The 18,330-nt window shown below is 71.7% G+C and carries 21 protein-coding genes; 7 read left to right on the top strand and 14 right to left on the bottom strand.

Going from position 1 to position 18,330, the window contains the following annotated elements:
* Positions 1–30 precede the first annotated feature (30 nt).
* The gene (locus tag ACZ7BZ_RS04390; protein ID WP_470357173.1) at positions 31–999 is read right to left on the bottom strand and encodes an aldo/keto reductase; all 969 of its coding nucleotides are present in this window, start codon (positions 997–999) and stop codon (positions 31–33) included.
* 21 nt (positions 1,000–1,020) lie between these two features.
* Positions 1,021–1,620: an NADPH-dependent FMN reductase gene (locus tag ACZ7BZ_RS04385; RefSeq protein WP_470357172.1), complete on the bottom strand. Its 600-nt coding sequence runs from the start codon at positions 1,618–1,620 to the stop codon at positions 1,021–1,023.
* A gap of 101 nt (positions 1,621–1,721) precedes the next feature.
* Between ACZ7BZ_RS04385 and ACZ7BZ_RS04380 the strand changes: the two genes are divergently transcribed.
* Positions 1,722–2,558, top strand: coding sequence for a helix-turn-helix domain-containing protein (locus ACZ7BZ_RS04380; protein WP_470357035.1), 837 nt, complete (start codon positions 1,722–1,724; stop codon positions 2,556–2,558).
* Positions 2,559–2,587: 29 nt separating this feature from the next.
* On the opposite strand, the gene ACZ7BZ_RS04375 is transcribed toward ACZ7BZ_RS04380, so the two are convergent.
* On the bottom strand, positions 2,588–3,484 hold the full coding sequence (locus tag ACZ7BZ_RS04375) for a LysR family transcriptional regulator (RefSeq protein ID WP_470357034.1): 897 nt from the start codon (positions 3,482–3,484) through the stop codon (positions 2,588–2,590).
* A gap of 153 nt (positions 3,485–3,637) precedes the next feature.
* Here ACZ7BZ_RS04375 and ACZ7BZ_RS04370 point away from each other — a divergent pair, with 153 nt between their 5' ends.
* Both ACZ7BZ_RS04370 and ACZ7BZ_RS04365 read left to right on the top strand, forming a co-directional pair.
* On the top strand, positions 3,638–4,033 hold the full coding sequence (locus tag ACZ7BZ_RS04370) for a VOC family protein (RefSeq protein ID WP_470357171.1): 396 nt from the start codon (positions 3,638–3,640) through the stop codon (positions 4,031–4,033).
* A 526-nt stretch (positions 4,034–4,559) separates the two neighbouring features.
* A complete protein-coding gene (locus tag ACZ7BZ_RS04365; protein ID WP_470357033.1) occupies positions 4,560–5,387 on the top strand; it encodes a hypothetical protein in 828 nt (275 codons plus the stop codon).
* Here ACZ7BZ_RS04365 and ACZ7BZ_RS04360 read toward each other — a convergent pair.
* The 4 genes from ACZ7BZ_RS04360 to ACZ7BZ_RS04345 all read right to left on the bottom strand — a co-directional run bounded on the left by ACZ7BZ_RS04360 (position 5,375) and on the right by ACZ7BZ_RS04345 (position 8,168).
* Positions 5,375–6,172, bottom strand: a complete 798-nt coding sequence (locus ACZ7BZ_RS04360) for an aldo/keto reductase (RefSeq protein WP_470357032.1) — start codon at positions 6,170–6,172, stop codon at positions 5,375–5,377. The two genes, ACZ7BZ_RS04365 and ACZ7BZ_RS04360, sit on opposite strands and share 13 nt — an antisense overlap.
* The gene (locus ACZ7BZ_RS04355) at positions 6,106–7,299 is read right to left on the bottom strand and encodes a JmjC domain-containing protein (protein WP_470357031.1); all 1,194 of its coding nucleotides are present in this window, start codon (positions 7,297–7,299) and stop codon (positions 6,106–6,108) included. Before ACZ7BZ_RS04355 ends, ACZ7BZ_RS04360 begins: the two co-directional genes overlap by 67 nt.
* Positions 7,300–7,372: 73 nt before the next feature.
* Positions 7,373–7,543, bottom strand: coding sequence for a hypothetical protein (locus ACZ7BZ_RS04350; RefSeq protein WP_470357030.1), 171 nt, complete (start codon positions 7,541–7,543; stop codon positions 7,373–7,375).
* Between the two features lie 184 nt (positions 7,544–7,727).
* A complete protein-coding gene (locus ACZ7BZ_RS04345; protein WP_470357029.1) occupies positions 7,728–8,168 on the bottom strand; it encodes an ATP-binding protein in 441 nt (146 codons plus the stop codon).
* Positions 8,169–8,384: 216 nt separating this feature from the next.
* Between ACZ7BZ_RS04345 and ACZ7BZ_RS04340 the strand changes: the two genes are divergently transcribed.
* On the top strand, positions 8,385–9,146 hold the full coding sequence (locus ACZ7BZ_RS04340) for a DUF5919 domain-containing protein (protein ID WP_470357028.1): 762 nt from the start codon (positions 8,385–8,387) through the stop codon (positions 9,144–9,146).
* On the top strand, positions 9,133–9,600 hold the full coding sequence (locus ACZ7BZ_RS04335) for an NUDIX hydrolase (RefSeq protein WP_470357027.1): 468 nt from the start codon (positions 9,133–9,135) through the stop codon (positions 9,598–9,600). The genes ACZ7BZ_RS04340 and ACZ7BZ_RS04335 overlap by 14 nt, the downstream gene beginning before the upstream one ends.
* A gap of 88 nt (positions 9,601–9,688) precedes the next feature.
* Here the strand turns inward: ACZ7BZ_RS04335 and thiC are convergent, their stop codons facing one another.
* The 4 genes from thiC to ACZ7BZ_RS04315 form a co-directional block, all read right to left on the bottom strand.
* On the bottom strand, positions 9,689–11,503 hold the full coding sequence (gene thiC, locus ACZ7BZ_RS04330; protein ID WP_470357026.1) for a phosphomethylpyrimidine synthase ThiC: 1,815 nt from the start codon (positions 11,501–11,503) through the stop codon (positions 9,689–9,691).
* 298 nt (positions 11,504–11,801) lie between these two features.
* Entirely contained in the window at positions 11,802–12,002 is a 201-nt protein-coding gene (locus tag ACZ7BZ_RS04325; protein ID WP_188305823.1) for a DUF5326 family protein, read from the bottom strand.
* Positions 12,003–12,183: 181 nt separating this feature from the next.
* The gene (gene tenA, locus ACZ7BZ_RS04320; protein ID WP_470357025.1) at positions 12,184–12,852 is read right to left on the bottom strand and encodes a thiaminase II; all 669 of its coding nucleotides are present in this window, start codon (positions 12,850–12,852) and stop codon (positions 12,184–12,186) included.
* A gap of 29 nt (positions 12,853–12,881) precedes the next feature.
* Positions 12,882–13,199, bottom strand: a complete 318-nt coding sequence (locus tag ACZ7BZ_RS04315; protein WP_470357024.1) for a cupin domain-containing protein — start codon at positions 13,197–13,199, stop codon at positions 12,882–12,884.
* A gap of 140 nt (positions 13,200–13,339) precedes the next feature.
* Here ACZ7BZ_RS04315 and ACZ7BZ_RS04310 point away from each other — a divergent pair, with 140 nt between their 5' ends.
* Positions 13,340–13,720 (top strand): phage holin family protein, encoded by a 381-nt coding sequence (locus tag ACZ7BZ_RS04310; protein WP_380452477.1) that lies wholly within the window; start codon positions 13,340–13,342, stop codon positions 13,718–13,720.
* 126 nt (positions 13,721–13,846) lie between these two features.
* Here the strand turns inward: ACZ7BZ_RS04310 and ACZ7BZ_RS04305 are convergent, their stop codons facing one another.
* Positions 13,847–14,269, bottom strand: a complete 423-nt coding sequence (locus ACZ7BZ_RS04305; RefSeq protein ID WP_470357023.1) for an SsgA family sporulation/cell division regulator — start codon at positions 14,267–14,269, stop codon at positions 13,847–13,849.
* A 335-nt stretch (positions 14,270–14,604) separates the two neighbouring features.
* On the opposite strand from ACZ7BZ_RS04305, the gene ACZ7BZ_RS04300 reads away from it, so the two are divergent.
* Positions 14,605–15,147, top strand: a complete 543-nt coding sequence (locus tag ACZ7BZ_RS04300) for an NUDIX domain-containing protein (RefSeq protein WP_465739922.1) — start codon at positions 14,605–14,607, stop codon at positions 15,145–15,147.
* Positions 15,148–15,207: 60 nt separating this feature from the next.
* On the opposite strand, the gene ACZ7BZ_RS04295 is transcribed toward ACZ7BZ_RS04300, so the two are convergent.
* Complete coding sequence (locus ACZ7BZ_RS04295) at positions 15,208–16,749, bottom strand: globin domain-containing protein (protein ID WP_470357022.1); 1,542 nt, start codon at positions 16,747–16,749, stop codon at positions 15,208–15,210.
* Between the two features lie 244 nt (positions 16,750–16,993).
* Entirely contained in the window at positions 16,994–18,328 is a 1,335-nt protein-coding gene (locus ACZ7BZ_RS04290; protein ID WP_470357170.1) for a dihydrolipoamide acetyltransferase family protein, read from the bottom strand.
* Positions 18,329–18,330 lie beyond the last annotated feature (2 nt).

Below are 18,330 nucleotides of genomic sequence, written 5' to 3'. Positions count from 1 at the left end.
CCCGCGGCCGGCCCGTGCCACCGGCCCGGCTCAGAACCCGGTCGGCAGCCGCGGCGTGTACGGCGCCTCCAGGGCCGCGCGTTCGTCCGCGCTCAGCCGGACGTCCAGCGCGGCCACCGCGTCGTCCAGGTGCCCCGGCCGGGTCGCGCCCACGATCGGGGCGGTGACCAGCGGGTTGCCCATCACCCAGGCCAGCGCGACCCGCGCCATCGGCACCCCCTGGCCCGCCGCGACGGCCTGCACGGCGTCCACGACCGGCCGGTCCACGTCCGCGAAGAACCGCCCGGCCACCGGGTCCCCCGCCGAGCGGGCCGTCGACCGCCCGTACGGACGGGCCAGCCGCCCCGAGGCGAGCGGGCACCACACCAGGCTGCTCACGCCCTGGTCGGCGAGCAGCGGGAACATCTCCCGTTCCTCCTCCCGCTGCACCAGGCTGTACTGGTGCTGCATCGACACGAAGAGCGGACCGCTGGCCAGGGCCGCCGCGTGCCGCAGCTTCGCGAACCGCCAGGCCCACATCGAGGACGCCCCGACGTACCGGACCTTCCCCGCCGCCACCACCTCGGCCAGCGCCGCCACCGTCTCCTCCACCGGGGTCGCCGGATCGAAGCGGTGCAGCTGGAAGAGGTCGAGGTGGTCGGTGCCCAGGCGGGCGAGCGACCCGTCGACCTGTTCCAGGATCGCCCGCCGGGACAGCCCCGAACCGCCCGGGCCGTCGTGCATCGGCAGGCCCGCCTTGGTCGCCAGGACGATGTCCTCGCGCCGGGTGTAGCGCCGCACCGCGCGACCGACCAGCTCCTCCGAGACGCCGCCGCCGTACACGTTGGCGGTGTCCCAGAGGGTGATCCCGAGCTCCACGGCCCGCCGGAAGACCGGCCCGGCCGCCTCCTCGTCCAGCGCCCAGGGGTTGTGACCGTGCCCGCCACCGCCGAAGCCCATGCAGCCGAGTGCGATCCGGCTGACCACCAGCTCAGTGCCGCCGAGCTTTCCGTACTCCATCACGTCCTCACCTCCCCCGGCTCAGGCCGGGTACGGGGCAGCGGCCCGGGCGTTCTTCAACGCGGACGCCCACCAGGCCAGTTGGTCGAACATGGCCTTGGCGTAGCCGGCCGCCCGCGGGTCGTCCGGGCGGCCGTCCGTCCAGGCGGTGAAGTAGTTCGGGAAGGCGAGGCCGTCCCGGACGGTCACCGCGTGCAGCTCGCTCAGCACGTTCTCCAGGTGCAGCACCGCGTGCCGGCCGCCGGCCGCGCCGCCGTAGCTCACGAAGGCCACCGGCTTGGCCGTCCACTGGGTGAAGTGCCAGTCGATCGCGGCCTTCAGCGAGGCCGGGTAGCTGTGGTTGTACTCCGGGGTGACGATCAGCACGGCGTCCGCGTGCTCCAGTGCCCCGGTCAGCCCCGCCATCCCGGCCGGGCGGGGGTAGTCGGCGCCGGCGTACTTCGGCGGGGCGGCGGGCAGCGCCAACGGCAGCTCCACATCGGCCAGATCCACCACCTCGACCTCGAACCCTCCGTGGGCGGCGGCCTGTTCGGCCACCCACGAGGACACCACCGGGCCGAACCGGCCCTCCCGGACGCTGCCGACCAGGACCACCAGCCTGTGCGTGCTCTTGTTCTCCATGGCCACCACGATCCGCCCGCCGGACGGCCCCAGCCAGACCGTGCCCAGACTGGCCCCCACAGGGCCACCCTCCACACCCGCCCCACCCGTACGCTCGTCATATGGGCACACCACTGGGGGACTTCATCCGCGCAAAGCGCGACAGCATCCAGCCCGAGACGCTCGGGCTGCCGGACCACGGCCGCCGCCGCTCACCCGGACTGCGCCGCTCCGACCTCGCCCTCCGGGCCGGCATCAGCGTCGAGTACCTGACCCGGCTGGAGCAGGGCCGCGACCGCAACCCCTCCACCGCCGTGGTCAACACCCTCGCCGACGCGCTCAGCCTCGACCCCGCCGAACGCACCCACCTGCGCTACCTCGCCAAGATCACCGGCGGCGCCTGTCCCCACCACGTCCGCCCGGCCCCGCCCAGCCGCGACGTCCGCCCCACCGTGCGGGACACCCTCCGGCTGCTCGAACCGGGCATCGCCGCCGTCACCAACCGGCTCGGCGACGTCCTCGCCCACACCCCCGGCTACGCCGCCGTCCTCGGCGCCGCCGGCCTCCTGGACCACCCCGCCCCCAACCTCACCCGCTACGTCTTCACCGACCCCCGTGCCCGCGCGCTCTTCGCCGACTGGGACGACATCGCCGACGAACAGGCCTTCGACCTCTGGCTCGGCCCCACCGCCGAGAACTCCGAATGGTTCAGCACCGAACTCGCCCCCGTCGCCGGCCCGGAGTTCACCCGTCGCCTCGCCAACCAGCTCGTGCCCCGCCGCGGCCCGCTGCGCCTCCAGCACCCCGTCGGCCCCGAACTCCGCCTCCACCGCGAGACCCTGGAGTTCCCCGCCGACGCCCAGCAGCTCCTCGTCCTGCTCCCCGCCGACGCCGAAACCGCAGCCCACATCGCCGAGTTGACCACCCCGGCACCGGCCCGGCTGCGCGCGATCTCCTGAGCTCCCGCAACCTGGCCACTGGCGGACCGCTACCGGACCGCCACCTCGGCGGCCACCTCGGCCGCGGCGCGGATGAACTCCCGGACGCGTTCGGTGGTGTTGGCCGGGAGCCAGACCGGTCCGCGCCGGATCGGCGGGGCGTCGTGGATGGGGACGTAGGCGAGATCGGGGCGCGGGTAGTAGCGCCGGCAGTGCTCGCCGACCGGGAGCACGCCCCGGCCCATGGCGACCAGGCTGAGCATCTCGGAGAAGGTTCTGCCCGAGGGGCCCTTGGGGACGGCGCGGCCGGACGGCGTGCGGTCGGGGGTGCGGTCCCGTTTGAAGCCGATCGAGGTCACCGCCGGATACTGCACCACCGGGTGGTCCCCGAGCACTTCGAGCGACACCGAGGCCTCGGCGGCCAGCGGGTGCCCGGCCGGCACCGCCAGGGCGCGCCGCTCGGTGAGCAGCACCGGGCCCAGCGACATGCCGTCGAAGGGGTAGGAGGCGACCAGGATGTCGATCGAGCCGTCCTCCAGGCTGGAGCGGGAGTTGGAGAGCTGCACCTCCCGGACGTCCACCCGGCAGTCCGGGTGTCGCTCACCGAACAGCGCGACCGCCCTGAGTAGCACCGGGGCCGTCCACTCGCCGAGGAACGCCACCCGCAGCTCGCCGGTCACCCCGCGACCGGCGTCCACCGCCCGGCGCAGCGCCTCGTCCATCGCGGCCACCAGCGGGGCGAGGTCCTCGGCCAGTTGCCGTCCGACCGAGGTGAGCCGCACGGACCGGCTGGTGCGCTCGAACAGCGGTGCGCCGACCCGGCGTTCCAGCTTCCGCACCACCTGGCTGACCCGGCCGGTGGTCAGGCCCAGCAGCTCGGCCGTCCGGCCGAAGTGCAGTTCCCCGGCGAGCGCGAGGAAGACCTCGGTCTCCAGCCGCTCCAGCATGCCGCCCCCTCAGATCCGCATCGGACCCGCATTGGACCCGCATCGTTTAGTCCCGCTCAACGATCGTACGGTGGTCCGGCATTGATGATCGCTCCGGGGCGGAGGATCGTGGACCTCGTCACCAGCGAACCCACACCACCGGAGCCGATCACCATGCGCGTCGTAGCCCTCGACCACCTGGTCCTCAACGTCGCCGACATCGAGCGGTCGCTCGCCTTCTACACCGGCCTGCTCGGCCTGGAGCCGGTCCGGGTCGACGAGTGGCGGGCCGGCAAGGTCTCCTTCCCGTCCGTCCGGGTCAGCGGCGAGACGATCATCGACCTGTTCCACCGCCCGCGCCACGAGTCCAACGTCGACCACATCTGCCTCGTCGTCGAGCCCCTCGACTGGCAGGACGTCGTCGACTCCGGCGTCTTCACCGTCCTGGACGGCCCCGGCCCCCGCTACGGCGCCCGCGGCACCGCCACCTCCCTCTACGTCCAGGACCCGGACGGCAACACCGTCGAACTCCGCTGGTACCCCCAGGACGCGGCCGGCGCCGCCGGCTGAAAGAGCAGGGTGCCGCCCCGGACCCTCGGGGGAGGACCGGGACGGCACCCACGGGACGGCGGCCTCAGCCCCGGGCCGCGAGGTGCTCGCCCAAGCCGGAGGCGGGCCGCGCGCCGCCGCGTTGCCGTCCGCCGCTGCTGTCTTCGCCCCGCTATGGCGGCCCCACTGGCGGCGCAAGAACGAGTCGGAAGGACAACACCGGGCCGGTAGGTTCTCAGGACGAGCACCAGGGCGGATGCCGCACGGGTCACGGCAGATGGCTGATCGCCGTTCGTCCGGGCTCCCCGCTGCTCGATGATCCGGGGCGGACGGAACCCGTCAAGCCCGCGCCGCTCACCACCATCACCAGGCACAGGCCCGTACGCGCGGCCTCGACCGCACCCGCCCTCCCCTACTCTCGGCAGCTATCGGGGCGCCCGGCCGGAGTGGTCATCGCTTGCCGAAAGCCCGTGCCACGAGAGCGAATCGGATGCGGCACGACCAGCGGAGTGCCTCCAACTTGGCTGGGAATCGCTACCGTTGCCCCATGACAGATCTGCGTCGGGTGCCGGTTGACGAGGTGCTGGAACGGGTCGAGTCCGCGTTGGGGACCCAGCTCGATCGTGCGACGGTTGTCCGCAAGCGTCGATCCGTAGGCGCTCGCACCGGGCGCGGCACATGGGTGCGGATCGAGCGGCGCGGGTTGGACCGGATCGGCGTGCAGGGCGGGGACGGCACGCCCGCGGCCGAGGCACTGGACGGCATCGCGAAACCCGCGTGGCTGGCTGGCCTCGCATGGCGGGATGAGGCCGAGCCGGTGATGTGGCGAGCCGACGAAACCAGGCTCCTACCAGCCGAGCCCGTGGGGTCCGCAGTCGTGGCGGACGACCCCGAGCTACCTCCCGGGTGGTGGGCACAGCTGAACGCGTCTCTCGACGCGCTCGCTCAGCAGCGGACGAACCGGATCGCCACCCCCGACACGGAGACCATCACGCAGGAGCTGGTGACCAGGACGATCCACCAAGTGTTCCCAGTTGTCGATGCGACGGTGAGCGAGTGGTGTCCGGCGCATGCGGATCTGAACTGGGCGAACGTGACGGCGCCGGAGTTCTGCGTCTTCGACTGGGAGGACTGGGGGATGGCCCCGCGCGGCCTGGACGCGGCCACGCTGTGGGGGGCGTCGCTTGCCGTACCGGCGCTGGCCGATCGGGTCCGCGTCGAGCGGAGCGCCGATTTCGCGAGCCGGGACGGCAAGTTGATGACGTTGTTCGTCGCGGCGAAGATCCTCGGGCCGTACGGGCATTCCGAGGACCCGCGCCGCGATGGTGCTCGCGCGCTGGCGGAGCAGGCGGTGAAGGAACTTCAGGGGGACTGACGCAGAAGCTGCCGGTAGGCCTGGACGGTCTCGGCATCGAGCTCCTGGCCCAGGCCGCCGAGCAGTTCCCGCAAGTGCTCGGCGTCGTCGGTGCTGACGGCCACCGCGTCCACTGCGGGCAGCGCGAAGGCGACCCGGAACCCCGCCTGCACCGAAGTGGCAGCTGGAGACCGTAGGAACATCCTCGGGTCCACCTTCTGCCAGACAGGTGCGGTGGTGCTGCCACCGAAGGGGCTCATGCCCCACACCGCTGCCGGCCGCCACGCGGTCACTAGTGCATCAGCGGCATCGAGGACGCTGCTGCTGACCAGGAGCCCGGAGCGGACCATCAGCGTGTCGGGCCGGGACAGGGCGATGCCGACCAGCGAGCGCGGGTCCCAGGTGGAGATCCCCCAGGAGCCACACAGCCCCCTCACCACCGCGTCGACCAGGACCGCACACGCTTGCGACAGGGTCTCGGCATCCGGAGCGGAGTGCTCGGGGTTGTGCAGGAGCACCACGGTCGGCTCAAGGCCAAGATCCACCACAGCCTGCTCAACAGCGCCCCGGAGCCGAGCCGGATCGAGGCTGTGCCCGTCCTCGAAGTACCCGACCTTGGTGGAGATCGAGAACTCCGGGAGCAGGTCGCCGGCGACCGCCGCCAGGGTGCTGTGGGATCGGTGGTGGAGGTAGTTCGCGGCGGTGTCTAGTGCGGTGACGCCGAGGTCCAGGGCGCTGGTCAGGAGGTCGCGTCGGTGACGAGACCGGTGTAGCCCGAGGACAATTCGTCGGTCAGCGGTGCGCACAGCTCCTCCTTGATCAGGATCTCGGCAACCTCGTGGATTTCAGCCCCGGCGACGGCTGCGGCCTGGTCGAGCTGGACCGGGCGGCCGCTGAGCAGTAGCCGCAGGGCGGGCAGGGCCTTGGCGGCGAAGGTCAGCTTCTTCCCGGCCGCCCAGACGTCCACGATGTCCCCGTGTTCCCCGATCCGGGGCGGGAAGTGGGCGGTGCACACCACGCCGTGGAGGGGGCCGAAGATGCCGAGGTAGGGCACGTGGCGTCCGGGAGTGGTCTGCTGGCTGTGGGCGGCGAGGAAGTCCTCCGGCCCGCGCTGGCCGACGAGGCGGGTGGCGGCTTCCACGAGCGCGCCACTGCCGGAACCGGAGCGGTCGAGGTCGAGACGGAAGATCTCCTGTTCGCGGCACCAGTCGCCCAGCCAGGCCATCCAGGAGGCACCGGTGCGCTTGGTGATGCCGAAGGTGACGTGGAGGCTGTGACCGGCCCCGCTTCCGGTGCGGGTGGCCTGGTGCCAGTGGCCGCGCGGGATGTGCATAACGTCGCCGGCCTGAAGCGTGCCGTTGAAAATCACGGTGTCGCTCGGGGTGTTGTTGGGGTCGGCATCCCGGTACATGGGCGCGGTGCGCGTGGTGCCTCGCACCTCCCAGTCCTTCTCCCCGGAGAGCTGGACGACGATCACGTCGTGGTCGTCCCAGTGCAGCGGGAAGCCGGCGGCGTCGTTGGTGGTGAGGTACGCGTTCACCTGCACCCGCTCGTGCGCCCACCACTGCAAAGCGCGGCAGGTGACCTCCATGGTGGGGTCGAAGACGTTGACCTGGTCCATGATGAGCGTCGCGCCGTCGCGGAGCAGGTCACCCAAGCGGTGCATGTTGGCCATCGGGATGGACTGGCCGCGCGGGCTGACGGTGTCGGTGAAGTACACGGCCGGGTGGACTTCCTCGCCCTTCTGGAAGGCGCGGAACTGCGGCCGGTTGAGGCTGCGTCGCATCGCGACGTCGAGCAGCTTGTTGGGGGTGAGGATGCGCGACAGCAGCGCCTCGTCCTCGATCCGGCCGAGGGCGAAGCTGTTGCCGATCGGCTCGCAGCTGTCCCAGCCCAGGGCCGTCTCGATGGCGGTGACCAGACGGTGTTCCACTACGTACCTCCATGGGAGCGTGCTGGAAACGGGGCGGGAGCCGCGAAGCCCCCGCCCCTTGGGGTGACCGGGCCTACTCGATGTCGGTCAGGTTGCCGTCGCCACCGGGCCACGGCGAATCGCCGGACGACCCGGCGTTGTCGGAGCGGAGGCTGTCGTACCGGTCCTGGACAGCGGTCAACTCCTCGACCGCGACCAGCAACCCGCTCGTCTCCGGCGCCGACTTCTTCGTGCTGTTCTCCACGTTGGTGCTCCTTCCTTCATGGCTTCCGCCCAGCTCTGGGCGGAAGATCTGAGGTGAATCGCCCTGCGCTTCGGGCACTTGGGTGTGGAGCTGTGACGGCGCCGACCGTGGGGGTTGAAGCGGTCGGAGCCGCCGATCCACCCGGCCGCGATTCCCTAGCGTGGCCAGGTGGAGCTTGAGGGGGTCAGACGGTCTGCGCGACGGGATCCGGCCGGGCCTGTGCGGCATGGACGAGCACGGAGAGTCGCGCGTCTCCCGTCACCAACTGGTCGGCCGCGATCTCGAACCAGACGACCTTCCCGGCCCCTGCGGGATGCCACCCCCACGAGTGCGACAGCCCCGCGACCAGGATCAGGCCCCGGCCGCCGGTCACGGTGTCCTGTGCCGAGTCCGGGTTCGGGAGCCGGAGGCAGGTATCCGCGACCTCGACCCGCAGGTGGATGCCCGTCCAACGCACCGTCACCTTGCAGCGAGCCTTCGTGTGCTCCATGGCGTTCGCCAACAGCTCGCTCGTGCACAACTCGACATCGCGCAACGCGTCGTCCGACAGCGGCACGCGCCAGAACCGCGCGATCTCGACCACCAGCCGACGGGCCGACGGAACAGCCAACGGGTCCGGCTCCACGTCCCACTCCTGCGGGACCGGGAATGACGCAGTGTCAGGCACGGGAGAGCCCCCTTTCGAGCGCGTTGGCGCGACCGGCGATCACGAAGAGCTGAAGCCCTGTCACGCTCTGATGCTCTCGCCGCATGCCAGGGCGTTCCTACCGCGTTTGCGGGACGTTTGGGACGCTTCGTCGATACGGTTCGTCCCGTCCCCTACGGGCTCAAGAGGTGAACCATGAATCACGCTCTCCGCCGTGCGATGGCGAATGCCAAGATGACCGAAGCGCAGCTCGCAGAGGCATGCGGCGTCGATGGCAAGACCGTCAGCCGATGGATCGCCAACCCCACCCGCATCCCCCACGCCCGACATCGATGGGCGGCCTGCGAGGCGCTGGGAGAGGAGGAAGCCACCTTGTGGCCAACCGCCGTCCGTTCGGCACTCAAGACGGGACCAGACCGCGAGGTCATCCAGGTGTTCCCGTATCGATCAGCTGCGCCCTCCGCGCTCTGGCGGTCACTCATCACCAAGGCGCAACGTGAGCTGACGTTCGCCGGATACACCAACTACTTCCTGTGGTTGGAACAGGCGAACCTGGCCGGCGCGCTCCGCCGGAAGGCCCAGACCGGTTGTCGGATCCGGTTCCTTATCGGCGATCCGGACAGTCCTGTCACCCGGGCCCGCGAGGCCGAGGAGGGCGTCCCGCTCACCCTGTCCACCCGCATCGCCGTGACGCTGAGCGAGCTGCAACGGCTCCGGGACGTCGGGGACATCGAGGGACGATTCGAGACCGGTCACGTCAACCTGTCCGTCTTCCGGTTCGATGACGAGATGATCGTGACGCCGATCCTCGCCCGCAGGGTCGGCCATGACTCGCCGATGATGCACCTGAGGCGAGCGCAGGACGACGGCATGTTCGACCGGTTCGCCGATCACGTCGAAGAGCTCTGGAGCCGCGGGCGCAACATCTGGAAGGGATCGCAACATGGCCAGGCGTGACTACGAGGACGACCCGAACGCACCGAAGCCCAACAGCCTCGTTCCAGCCGCCTCAGTGGTCGTCGTGGACGAGTCAGGCCGCATCCTGCTCCAGCGGCGCGCGGACAACGGGATGTGGGCCCTGCCCGGCGGCAAGATGGAGCTGGGCGAGTCACTCGCGGGATGCGGCATCCGGGAGACCTTTGAAGAGACCGGCATCCACGTGGAGATCACGGGCATCGTGGGGACCTACACCAACCCCGGCCACGTCTTCGCATACGACGACGGCGAAGTGCGCCAGGAGTTCTCCATCTGCCTGCTCGCCCGGCCGGTGAGCGGCGAACTACGGGTGTCCGACGAGTCGTTCGAGGTGGCCTGGTTCGAGCCGGATGACGTGGACGGCCTGGCCATGGTCCCGAGCATCCGCAAGCGGATCGACGACTGGCGATCCGGACGGGGCCCGGCCATCCGGTAGTCGGATGCCGAGCCCTTCCAAGCCCAGTGAGCGGCACGCGGCTGAGCCCTCCCCCAGGATCGAGGAAAGGCTCAGCCGCACACAGGGATCAGTCGGCCAGGGGGAGGTAGACCCGGTTGCCCTGGGCGGCGAACTCGGCGGACTTCTCGGCCATGCCGGCCAGCGCCTCGGCGTCGAAGCCGCTGGTGACGGCCGTGGAGCCGTCGCCGTGCTCGTCGCGGATCTTCTGGGAGATCTTCATCGAGCAGAACTTCGGGCCGCACATCGAGCAGAAGTGGGCCGTCTTGGCGGGTTCGGCGGGGAGAGTCTCGTCGTGGAACTCCCGGGCGGTCTCCGGGTCGAGGGCCAGGTTGAACTGGTCCTCCCAGCGGAACTCGAAGCGGGCGTCGGAGAGGGCGTCGTCCCAGGCCTGGGCGCCGGGGTGGCCCTTGGCGAGGTCCGCGGCGTGGGCGGCGATCTTGTAGGTGATCACGCCGGTCTTGACGTCGTCCCGGTTGGGCAGGCCCAGGTGCTCCTTGGGCGTGACGTAGCAGAGCATGGCGGTGCCCCACCAGGCGATCATGGCGGCGCCGATGCCCGAGGTGATGTGGTCGTAGCCGGGGGCGACGTCGGTGGTGAGCGGGCCGAGGGTGTAGAACGGCGCCTCGTCGCAGATCTCCTTCTGGAGATCCATGTTCTCCTTGATCTTGTTCATCGGGACGTGGCCCGGGCCCTCGATCATCACCTGGACGTCCCGCTCCCGGGCGATCCGGCCGAGCTCGCCGAGGGTCTGCAGTTCGGCGAACTGCGCCTCGTCGTTGGCGTCGGCGATGGAGCCGGGGCGCAGGCCGTCACCGAGCGAGAAGGTGACGTCGTAGCGCGCCAGAATGTCGCAGAGTTCCTCGAAGTTGGTGTAGAGGAAGTTCTCCTGGTGGTGCGCCAGGCACCAGGCGGCCATGATCGAGCCGCCGCGCGAGACGATGCCGGTCTTGCGGCGCGCGGTGAGCGGGACGTACCGCAGCAGCACGCCGGCGTGGACGGTCATGTAGTCGACGCCCTGCTCGCACTGCTCGATGACGGTGTCCCGGTAGACCTCCCAGCTGAGCTCCTCGGCCTTGCCGTCGACCTTCTCCAGGGCCTGGTAGAGCGGCACGGTGCCGATCGGCACGGGGGAGTTGCGCAGGATCCACTCGCGGGTGGTGTGGATGTTGCGGCCGGTGGAGAGGTCCATGACGGTGTCGGCGCCCCAGCGGGTGGCCCAGGTCATCTTCTCCACCTCCTCCTCGATCGAGGAGGTGACGGCGGAGTTGCCGATGTTGGCGTTGATCTTCACCAGGAAGTTGGTGCCGATGATGGCCGGCTCGACCTCGGGGTGGTTCACGTTGACCGGGATGACGGCCCGGCCGCGGGCCACCTCGTCCCGCACGAACTCGGGCTCCAGGCCCTCGCGCAGCGCCACGAACTCCATCTCCGGCGTCACCACGCCCCGCTTGGCGTAAGCGAGTTGGGTGACAGCGGCGTCACCGCGGCCGCGCAGCGGGCGGCGTGGGCGGCCGGGGAAGACGGCGTCCAGGTTGCGCAGGTTTCCGCCGCGCGGGGAGGTGTGCTTGATCCCGTCGTCCTCGGGGCGCGCCTCGCGGCCGTCGTACTCCTCGACGTCCCCGCGCTGGCGGATCCAGGAGTCGCGCAGGGCGGGCAACCCGCGCCGCACGTCGGGCTCGTACGCCGGGTCGGTGTACGGACCGGAGGTGTCGTACAGCGGGACGGTCCGGCCGTTGGTGAGTTGCACCTCGCGGTACGGGACCCGCAGGTCGGGGCGGGATCCGTCGCGGTAGGCCTTGCGCCAGGCCGGGGTGGGGTAACCGGTGCGCTCGCTGCTGGGGGCACTGTGGGCAGGCTGCGGCTGTGCTTCGAACGTGGTCATCTGACCTCTACTCCCTACGCCGGCATTACCCGGTCCAGGTTCCTGCGGTCGACGCAGCCGTCGGTCCGTCCGTCGACGGTCCGGTCAGCGCCCTCTCAGCCCGGTGCTCCGAGCTCCCGCGTCGCAGGCGGTGTTGCCTGCACATGACGCCCAACACGGTAGCGAGCCGATCGCCGCAGGTCCAGACGGTCTCCGAACGGAATCGGCCGGGCGACGGACGGCGGGAACGCCGAGGCCCGGCCCCCGCGGACGGGGTGCCGGGCCTTCGGAAGTGCTCCGCGCGGCGGTCGGAGCGGGGTCAGCTCTTGGCGGCCTTCTTGACCAGGATCACCACGGCGGCGGCGATGCCGACGACCACCAGCAGCTTGATCACGATGCTCAGCAGGGCGCCGACCACGCCGAACACGAAGGCGATGATGTTCCAGGCCAGCACCAGGACCAGCACCGGGATGACGATGTTGCGCACCCAGGAGGGCAGCGACTTCCAGAGCTCAGCCATGTCGGTTCCTCTTCTCCCCTCGGGCCGGCTGCCGTTCGGTGGCCGCATCCCGCTTGCTTCCGATGCTTCGATCGTACGGGGGCGCAGGCGGCGGAACGAGGGCCTGCGGCCCGGAGAGAACCCCTAGATCACCCCTATCCGCACCCCCGGGAAGACCCCCGAGAAACGGCGGGGGGTCGGGTCAGACCGGCCAGCGCTCCCCGCGCCAGGCGGCGTCCCAGAACATCCACTCGTAGCGCGAGGTGGTCCCGAAGTGCTCGACCACCTTGCGCCGTTCGGCCGCCGACAGCTCCTCGCCGAGCCGGTCGGTGAGCGCCAGCACCCGGCGCACCACGGACTGGAAGGCCTCGTCGCCGTAGGTGGCGATCCACTTGGCGTACAGCGGGTCGGGGGAGCCCTGGGCGAGCAGCGCCTCGCCGACCCTGGCGTAGATCCAGTAGCAGGGCAGTACCGCGCCGAGCGCCTCGGCGAACGAACCGCCGTACACGGTGGCCAGCAGGTAGCTGGTGTAGGCCCGGGTGGTGGGCAGCACCGGTTCGGCGGCGGCCTGCTCGGCGGTGCCGCCGAAGGCGGTCAGGAACTCGGCGTGCATCCCCTGCTCGGCGGCCAGCGCACCGACCGCGTCGTCGGCGAAGGCCCGGACGTCGGCCTCGCCGGGGGCCTTGGCGGCGCAGACGGCGAGCGCGCGGGCGTAGTCGCGCAGGTAGTGGGAGTCCTGGACGACGAAGTGTCGGAACGCCTCGCGCGGCAGGGTGCCGTCGGTGAGGCCGCCGATGAAGGGGTGGGCGAGGATCTCGGCGTAGATCGGCTCGATCGACGCCCAGAGCTCGTCGGTGAGGCTGCGGGTCATACGACCGACCCTACGACGGGCGGACGGGGTCAGTCCTCCGGCGGGGAGAACACCACCAGGACCCGCAGTTCCTCGGTGATGTGGTGGAAGCGGTGCGGGGTGCCGGCCGGGACGTACACCACGGTGCCGCGCGCGACGGTCGTGGTCTCGACGCCGACGGTCAGCTCGGCCCGGCCGCTGATCACCTGGTAGATCTCGTCCTGGTCGTGGGCGGTCTGGGTGTCGGTGTCGCCGGGGGAGAGCGCGTACAGGCCGGCGGACATCCGGGGTTCGCGCAGGAACCGCAGGTACGCGCCGTCGTTGGCCGCCCGCTCCGCGTCCAGTTCGTCCAGCCGGAACACCTTCACCGCTGCCGTCCTCCTCCGTCACCCGCCCTTCGGCGGTCCGCCCGGGCCGTCCCGTCCACCTCCCGGACCAGGGGCATTCAACACCAGCTCCTCCTACGGGAGCTTCCCCCGGGCCGGGGCGCCTGTCAGGCTTGGGCGCCATGAAGGGTTTCGTCATCAAAACACTGATCAACGCGGCGGCCATCTGGGTCGCCGCCTGGATCGTCAGCGGCATCCAACTCGCCCAGGGCAAGGCCGACTGGCAGCACAAGGCGCTGACGGTGCTCGGCGTCGCCGTCGTCTTCGGGCTCATCAACTGGCTGATCAAGCCGGTGGTGAAGCTGTTCTCGTTCCCGTTGTTCATCCTCACGCTGGGCCTGATCACCTTTGTGATCAACGCCCTGATGCTGCTGCTGACGTCCTGGGCGTCGACCAAGCTGGAGCTGGACTTCCACGTGGTCAACTTCGGTTCCGCGCTCGTCGGTTCGCTGATCATCAGCCTGGTCGCCTGGGGTCTGCACCTGGCCCTGGACGACGACTGACCCCGTCGTGCGCGGTGTCGCTCGCGGACGCGAGAGGGGCCCGTGCCCGGGTGTTCCCCCGGGTGCGGGCCCCTTCGTCGTATCCCGGGACTCACCCCCGGGGACTCACCCCGGGGACTCGGCGCCTCACCCCGCGTCGCATCCCCGGAGGATGTCCGCGAGCTGGGCGTCGAGCTCCCGGCCGGTGCGTTCCTGCCCCATCGGCACCAGCCGGTCGGTGCGTGCCAGGAAGGCGATCAGCGGGGGCGCGGGGGCACGCAGCAGCGCGTCCCCGTTGGGGGAGTGCAGCTCGATGGAGACCTCCGAGAGCTCCCCGTCGACCGGGTGGATGCGCACGTCGCCCTCGCCGGCCGGGCCGCTGAGGCCGTCGAGCAGCAGCTCACGCGCGAACACCCAGGTGACCGGGGCGTCGCCGGGGAGGTGGAAGGTGCACCGGAGCGCGTACGGATCGCCGGGCTCGTACGCCAGGTCCACCACGAGGCTGAAGGACAGCTCGGGCGAGACCACGAGGTTCATCACCAGGTGCCCCTGGACTGTGCTGTGCTGCATGGCGCCAGTACCTCTCTTCTGCCCGGCCTCGGTGTGTGGGGATGAGGGTTCCGCCGGCGGCCGGACATGGTTTCGACGGTTTCGGGCAGGCAATCCACGTTCGATCCTCATCGTCCATGTTTGGGCAGGTCGTGGACAAGGCGTGCTTTTTCACATGGTGAACGAGTGACCTCACCGGGCCCGGCACGGAGCGTGCGGAGACGAACGGGCGGATCCAGCGGCCGAACGGCGGGCCTCGGAGCACCCACGGCGGGCCCATTCCCCCCATCCCGGGCGTTTCGACCCCGGCCCGGCGCGGGACACTCCCGCACAACGCGCCAGCCCCGGAGGTCGCCATGAGCCCCGACAACCGAACCCCGCCGCCGCGCCCGGTGGTCAAGCGGACCGCGCGGGCGATCCTGCTGGAGCTGGACCCGGACGATCCGCACGGCCCGGCCTCGATCGTGCTGATCCGGCGGGTCCGGCCCGGGGCGCCGCACCCGTACTGGATCACCCCGGGCGGCGGGGTCGAACCCGAGGACCGCACGGTGGTCGAGGCGCTGCACCGCGAGGTGGACGAGGAACTCGGCGGCAAGGTCGTGGACGTGGTGCCCGCCTTCGTCGACACCATCAGCCACACGCACCACGACGACGGCACCCTGCTCCACCCGCACGGGGTGAAGGTGCAGCACTTCTTCGTCTGCCGGCTGGCCTCGATGGACCTCAGCCGGCGGCACGGGCCCGAGGTGACGGACCCGAACGGCGAGTACGAGGTGGTCCGGCTGCCGTTCACCCGTGAGGGCGTGACCTCGGTGAACGTCGTCCCGCCCCGGCTGCGGGCGTACCTCGCGGCCAACATCGAGGGCATCCGCGCGCTCCTCGCTCCCGACCTCGGCTGACCACCGGGCCGCCGACCCGGCCGCCGCCCTGCCCCGCCCCGCCCCGGCCCGGCCCGGCCGCTATCCCGCCGCCAGTTCGCCGACCAGGTCGTGCCGGATCCGCTCGGCCGGCAGGCCCGCCCGCAGCAGCACCCCGACTCCGCGCCGGACCATCGCGGGCGGGCCGCTGAGCACCGCCTCCCGGCCGGCCCACGGCCCGAACCGGCCCACCACCTCTGGCAGTTCACCGGTCAGCACGCCCTCGGCCGGTCCGGTGCCGGACAGCACCGGCCGTACTGTCAGCCAGGGCAGCCGCCCGGCCAGCTGGCGCAGCGCGTCCAGCTCGTACAGCTCGGCGGCGCTCCGGGCCCCGTAGAACACCTCGACGCTGCCCCCGGACGCACCGTGCTCGGCCGCCTCCTCGACCAGGGCGCGGATCGGCGCGATGCCGGTGCCGCCGCCGAGGCAGAGCAGGTCGGCGCCGGCGGTGTGGTCGACGGTCATCGAGCCGGCCGCCGGGCCCAGCCGCAGGACGTCCCCGGGGGCGGCCCGGTGCACCAGCGCGTTGCTCACCCAGCCCGCCTGGACGGCCTTGACGTGGAAGGTCAGCAGCCCGTCCGGGCGCGGTGCGGAGGCGAAGGAGTAGGGCCGCCAGACCCGAGGCCACCAGGGTGTCTCCAGGCTGCAGTACTGACCGGCCCGGAACGGGTAGGCCTGGTCCGGGCGGACGGTGAGCACCGCGACGTCCCGGGTGCGGTGCTCGTGCCGGACCACCTCGCCCTGCCACCAGGGCGGCGAGGTACGGGCTGCCTCCTCGGCGGCCTCGATCATGAGGGTGGAGATCAGCCGGTAGGCGCGGCGCCAGGCCAGTTCGGTCTCGGCGTCCCAGCGGCTGCCCGCGTACCGGGCCAGCGCCTGCACCAGGCACTCCCCCACCGGGGCGTAGTGGCCGGTCAGGGTGCCGTAGCGGCGGTGGCCGCGGCCGAGCGCGCTCAGCCGGGTGCGCAGCGCCGCTGGGTCCTCGGCACCGCGGGCGGCGGCCAGCAGGGCGCGGAACAGCCGGTCGCGCTGGACGTCCATGGCGGCGGGGAAGAGCGAGCGGACCTCGGGGTGGTGCAGGAAGAGCAGGGCGTAGAAGTGCGCGGTGGCTCGGTCGGCGACCGGCTCGACCACTGCGAGGCTGGCCCGGATCAGCTCGATGTCCCGTGCGGTGAGCGGTAGTTCGACGCCGGAGGCGGCGGCGATCGGAACCACGCCGCCCGGCATGCCGGGCGCCGACGGCCCGGCGGACGGCCCGGCGGACGGTGGCGTGGCCCAGGCGTCGCTCCAACTGTCGCCGGGGCCGGCCCAGTTGAGACTGGGGGCAGCGGTGAGCAGCGGCTGGAAGGAGGGGGCGGTGCCGGTGGTCGAGGGCGGCTCCGGGTAGCTGGGCGCGGGGACGGCCGGCGGCTCGGTGGGCGGGGGCGGCACGACCGGTGGCGCGACCGGCGGCAGGTGCACCGCCGTGGGCGGCAGGTCGGGCGGGTCCGCCGGCACCGGCGGCACCTCCGGCAGGCCCGGGACGGAGGCGGCCTCCGCCGAGCCGTGCCCGGTGCGGATCAGGAGTGTTCTGCGGGACTTCACCGCAACGTTTCGAGTACCCAAGAGAATCGTTTCGCCTCCGGCCGGCCTGCGCCACCACCTGGCTTGTCTCTGCTGACGCCTAGGCAGCGTGGCACGCCCGAACTGCTCATCCGACAAATCATGTGAAGCCCGCACGCCCGGCCCGGGAACGCGCTACTCTCGCTCGATCGGCGGTCGCCCTGAGTGCCGAGCAGCACACCCAGGGCGACCCCGCCCTGCTCGGAGCGGTCCAGCTCCGGCCCGCTCAGAGCTGCCGCAGCAGCATCCCCGGCTGTTCGACACAGTCGGCCACGAACCGCAGGAAACCGCCCGCCGTCCCGCCGTCGCAGACCCGGTGGTCGAAGGTGAACGACAACTGGGTCACCTCGCGGACCGCCAACTGCCCGCCGTGCACCCAGGGTTTGGCCACGATCCGGCCGACCCCGAGCATCGCCGCCTCGGGGTGGTTGAGGATCGGGGTGGAGCCGTCCACGCCGAACACCCCGTAGTTGTTCAACGTGAAGGTGCCGCCGGTCAGTTCGGCAGGAGTGAGCGACCCACTGCGCGCCGACTCGGTCAACCGGGCCAGCTCCTCACCGAGTTGCTCGGTGCTGCGGGTGTGGGCGTCCCGGACCACCGGGACGACCAGTCCGCGCTCCCCCTGGGCCGCGAAGCCCAGGTGCACCGCCGAGTGCCGGACGATGCCCGAACCGTCCTCGGTCACACTGGAGTTGAGCTCGGGGAAGCGCGCCAGCGCCACCGTGCAGATCCGGGCCAGCAGCGCCAGCACGCTCACCTTCGGCCCCGGCGTGGCATTCAACTGCCTTCGCAGCGACATCAGTTCGGTGGCGTCTGCGTCCACCCAGCAGGTCGCGGCGGGAATCTCCCGGTGGCTGCGGCTGAGCTTCTCGGCCACCGCCTTGCGCAGCCCGCGCAGCGGGACGACGTCGCCCCCCGGAGCCGCGACGGCCGGAGCGGCCACCACCGGAGCGGCCACCTTGGCCGCTACCGCCCGTTCGACGTCCGCCCGCATGATCAGCCCGTCCGGCCCGCTGCCGGTGAGCGCGGCCAGGTCGACCCCCTGCTCCCGGGCCAACCGCCGCACCAGCGGCGAGATCACCGGCACCACGACCGGAGCGGTCAGCGCAACCGGAGCGACCGGAACGGTCGGAGCGACGGGGGCAACCGGAGCGGTCGGCGCGACCGCGACCGCCGCCGGGGCGGCGGCCCCCACCCGGCGCCGCCGTCCACCCCTGCTCTCGGCCACCCCGTACCCGACCAGCGGCCGCTCGACCTCCGCCGACAGCGCGGCCGGAGCCTCCGGAGCGCCCTCCGGGGAACCGTCCGAACCCGCCGAGGCCACCGCGACCGTCACCAACGGCGCGCCCACGGCGATCTCCTCGCCCTCCGCGCCGTACCGCGCGGTGACCACCCCGCCGTACGGGCAGGGCACCTCCACCACGGCCTTGGCCGTCTCCACCTCCACCACCGGCTGGTCGACCGCGATCACCTCACCGACCTCGACCATCCAGCGCACCACCTCCGCCCCGGTGAGTCCCTCACCGAGGTCGGGCAGCCGGAACTCCCGTACGACGGGCATCA

This window comes from Kitasatospora sp. NPDC036934, assembly GCF_055608425.1.
Note: the sequence above shows the minus strand (reverse complement) of the source record. Positions and strands in the feature narration are given on the sequence as shown.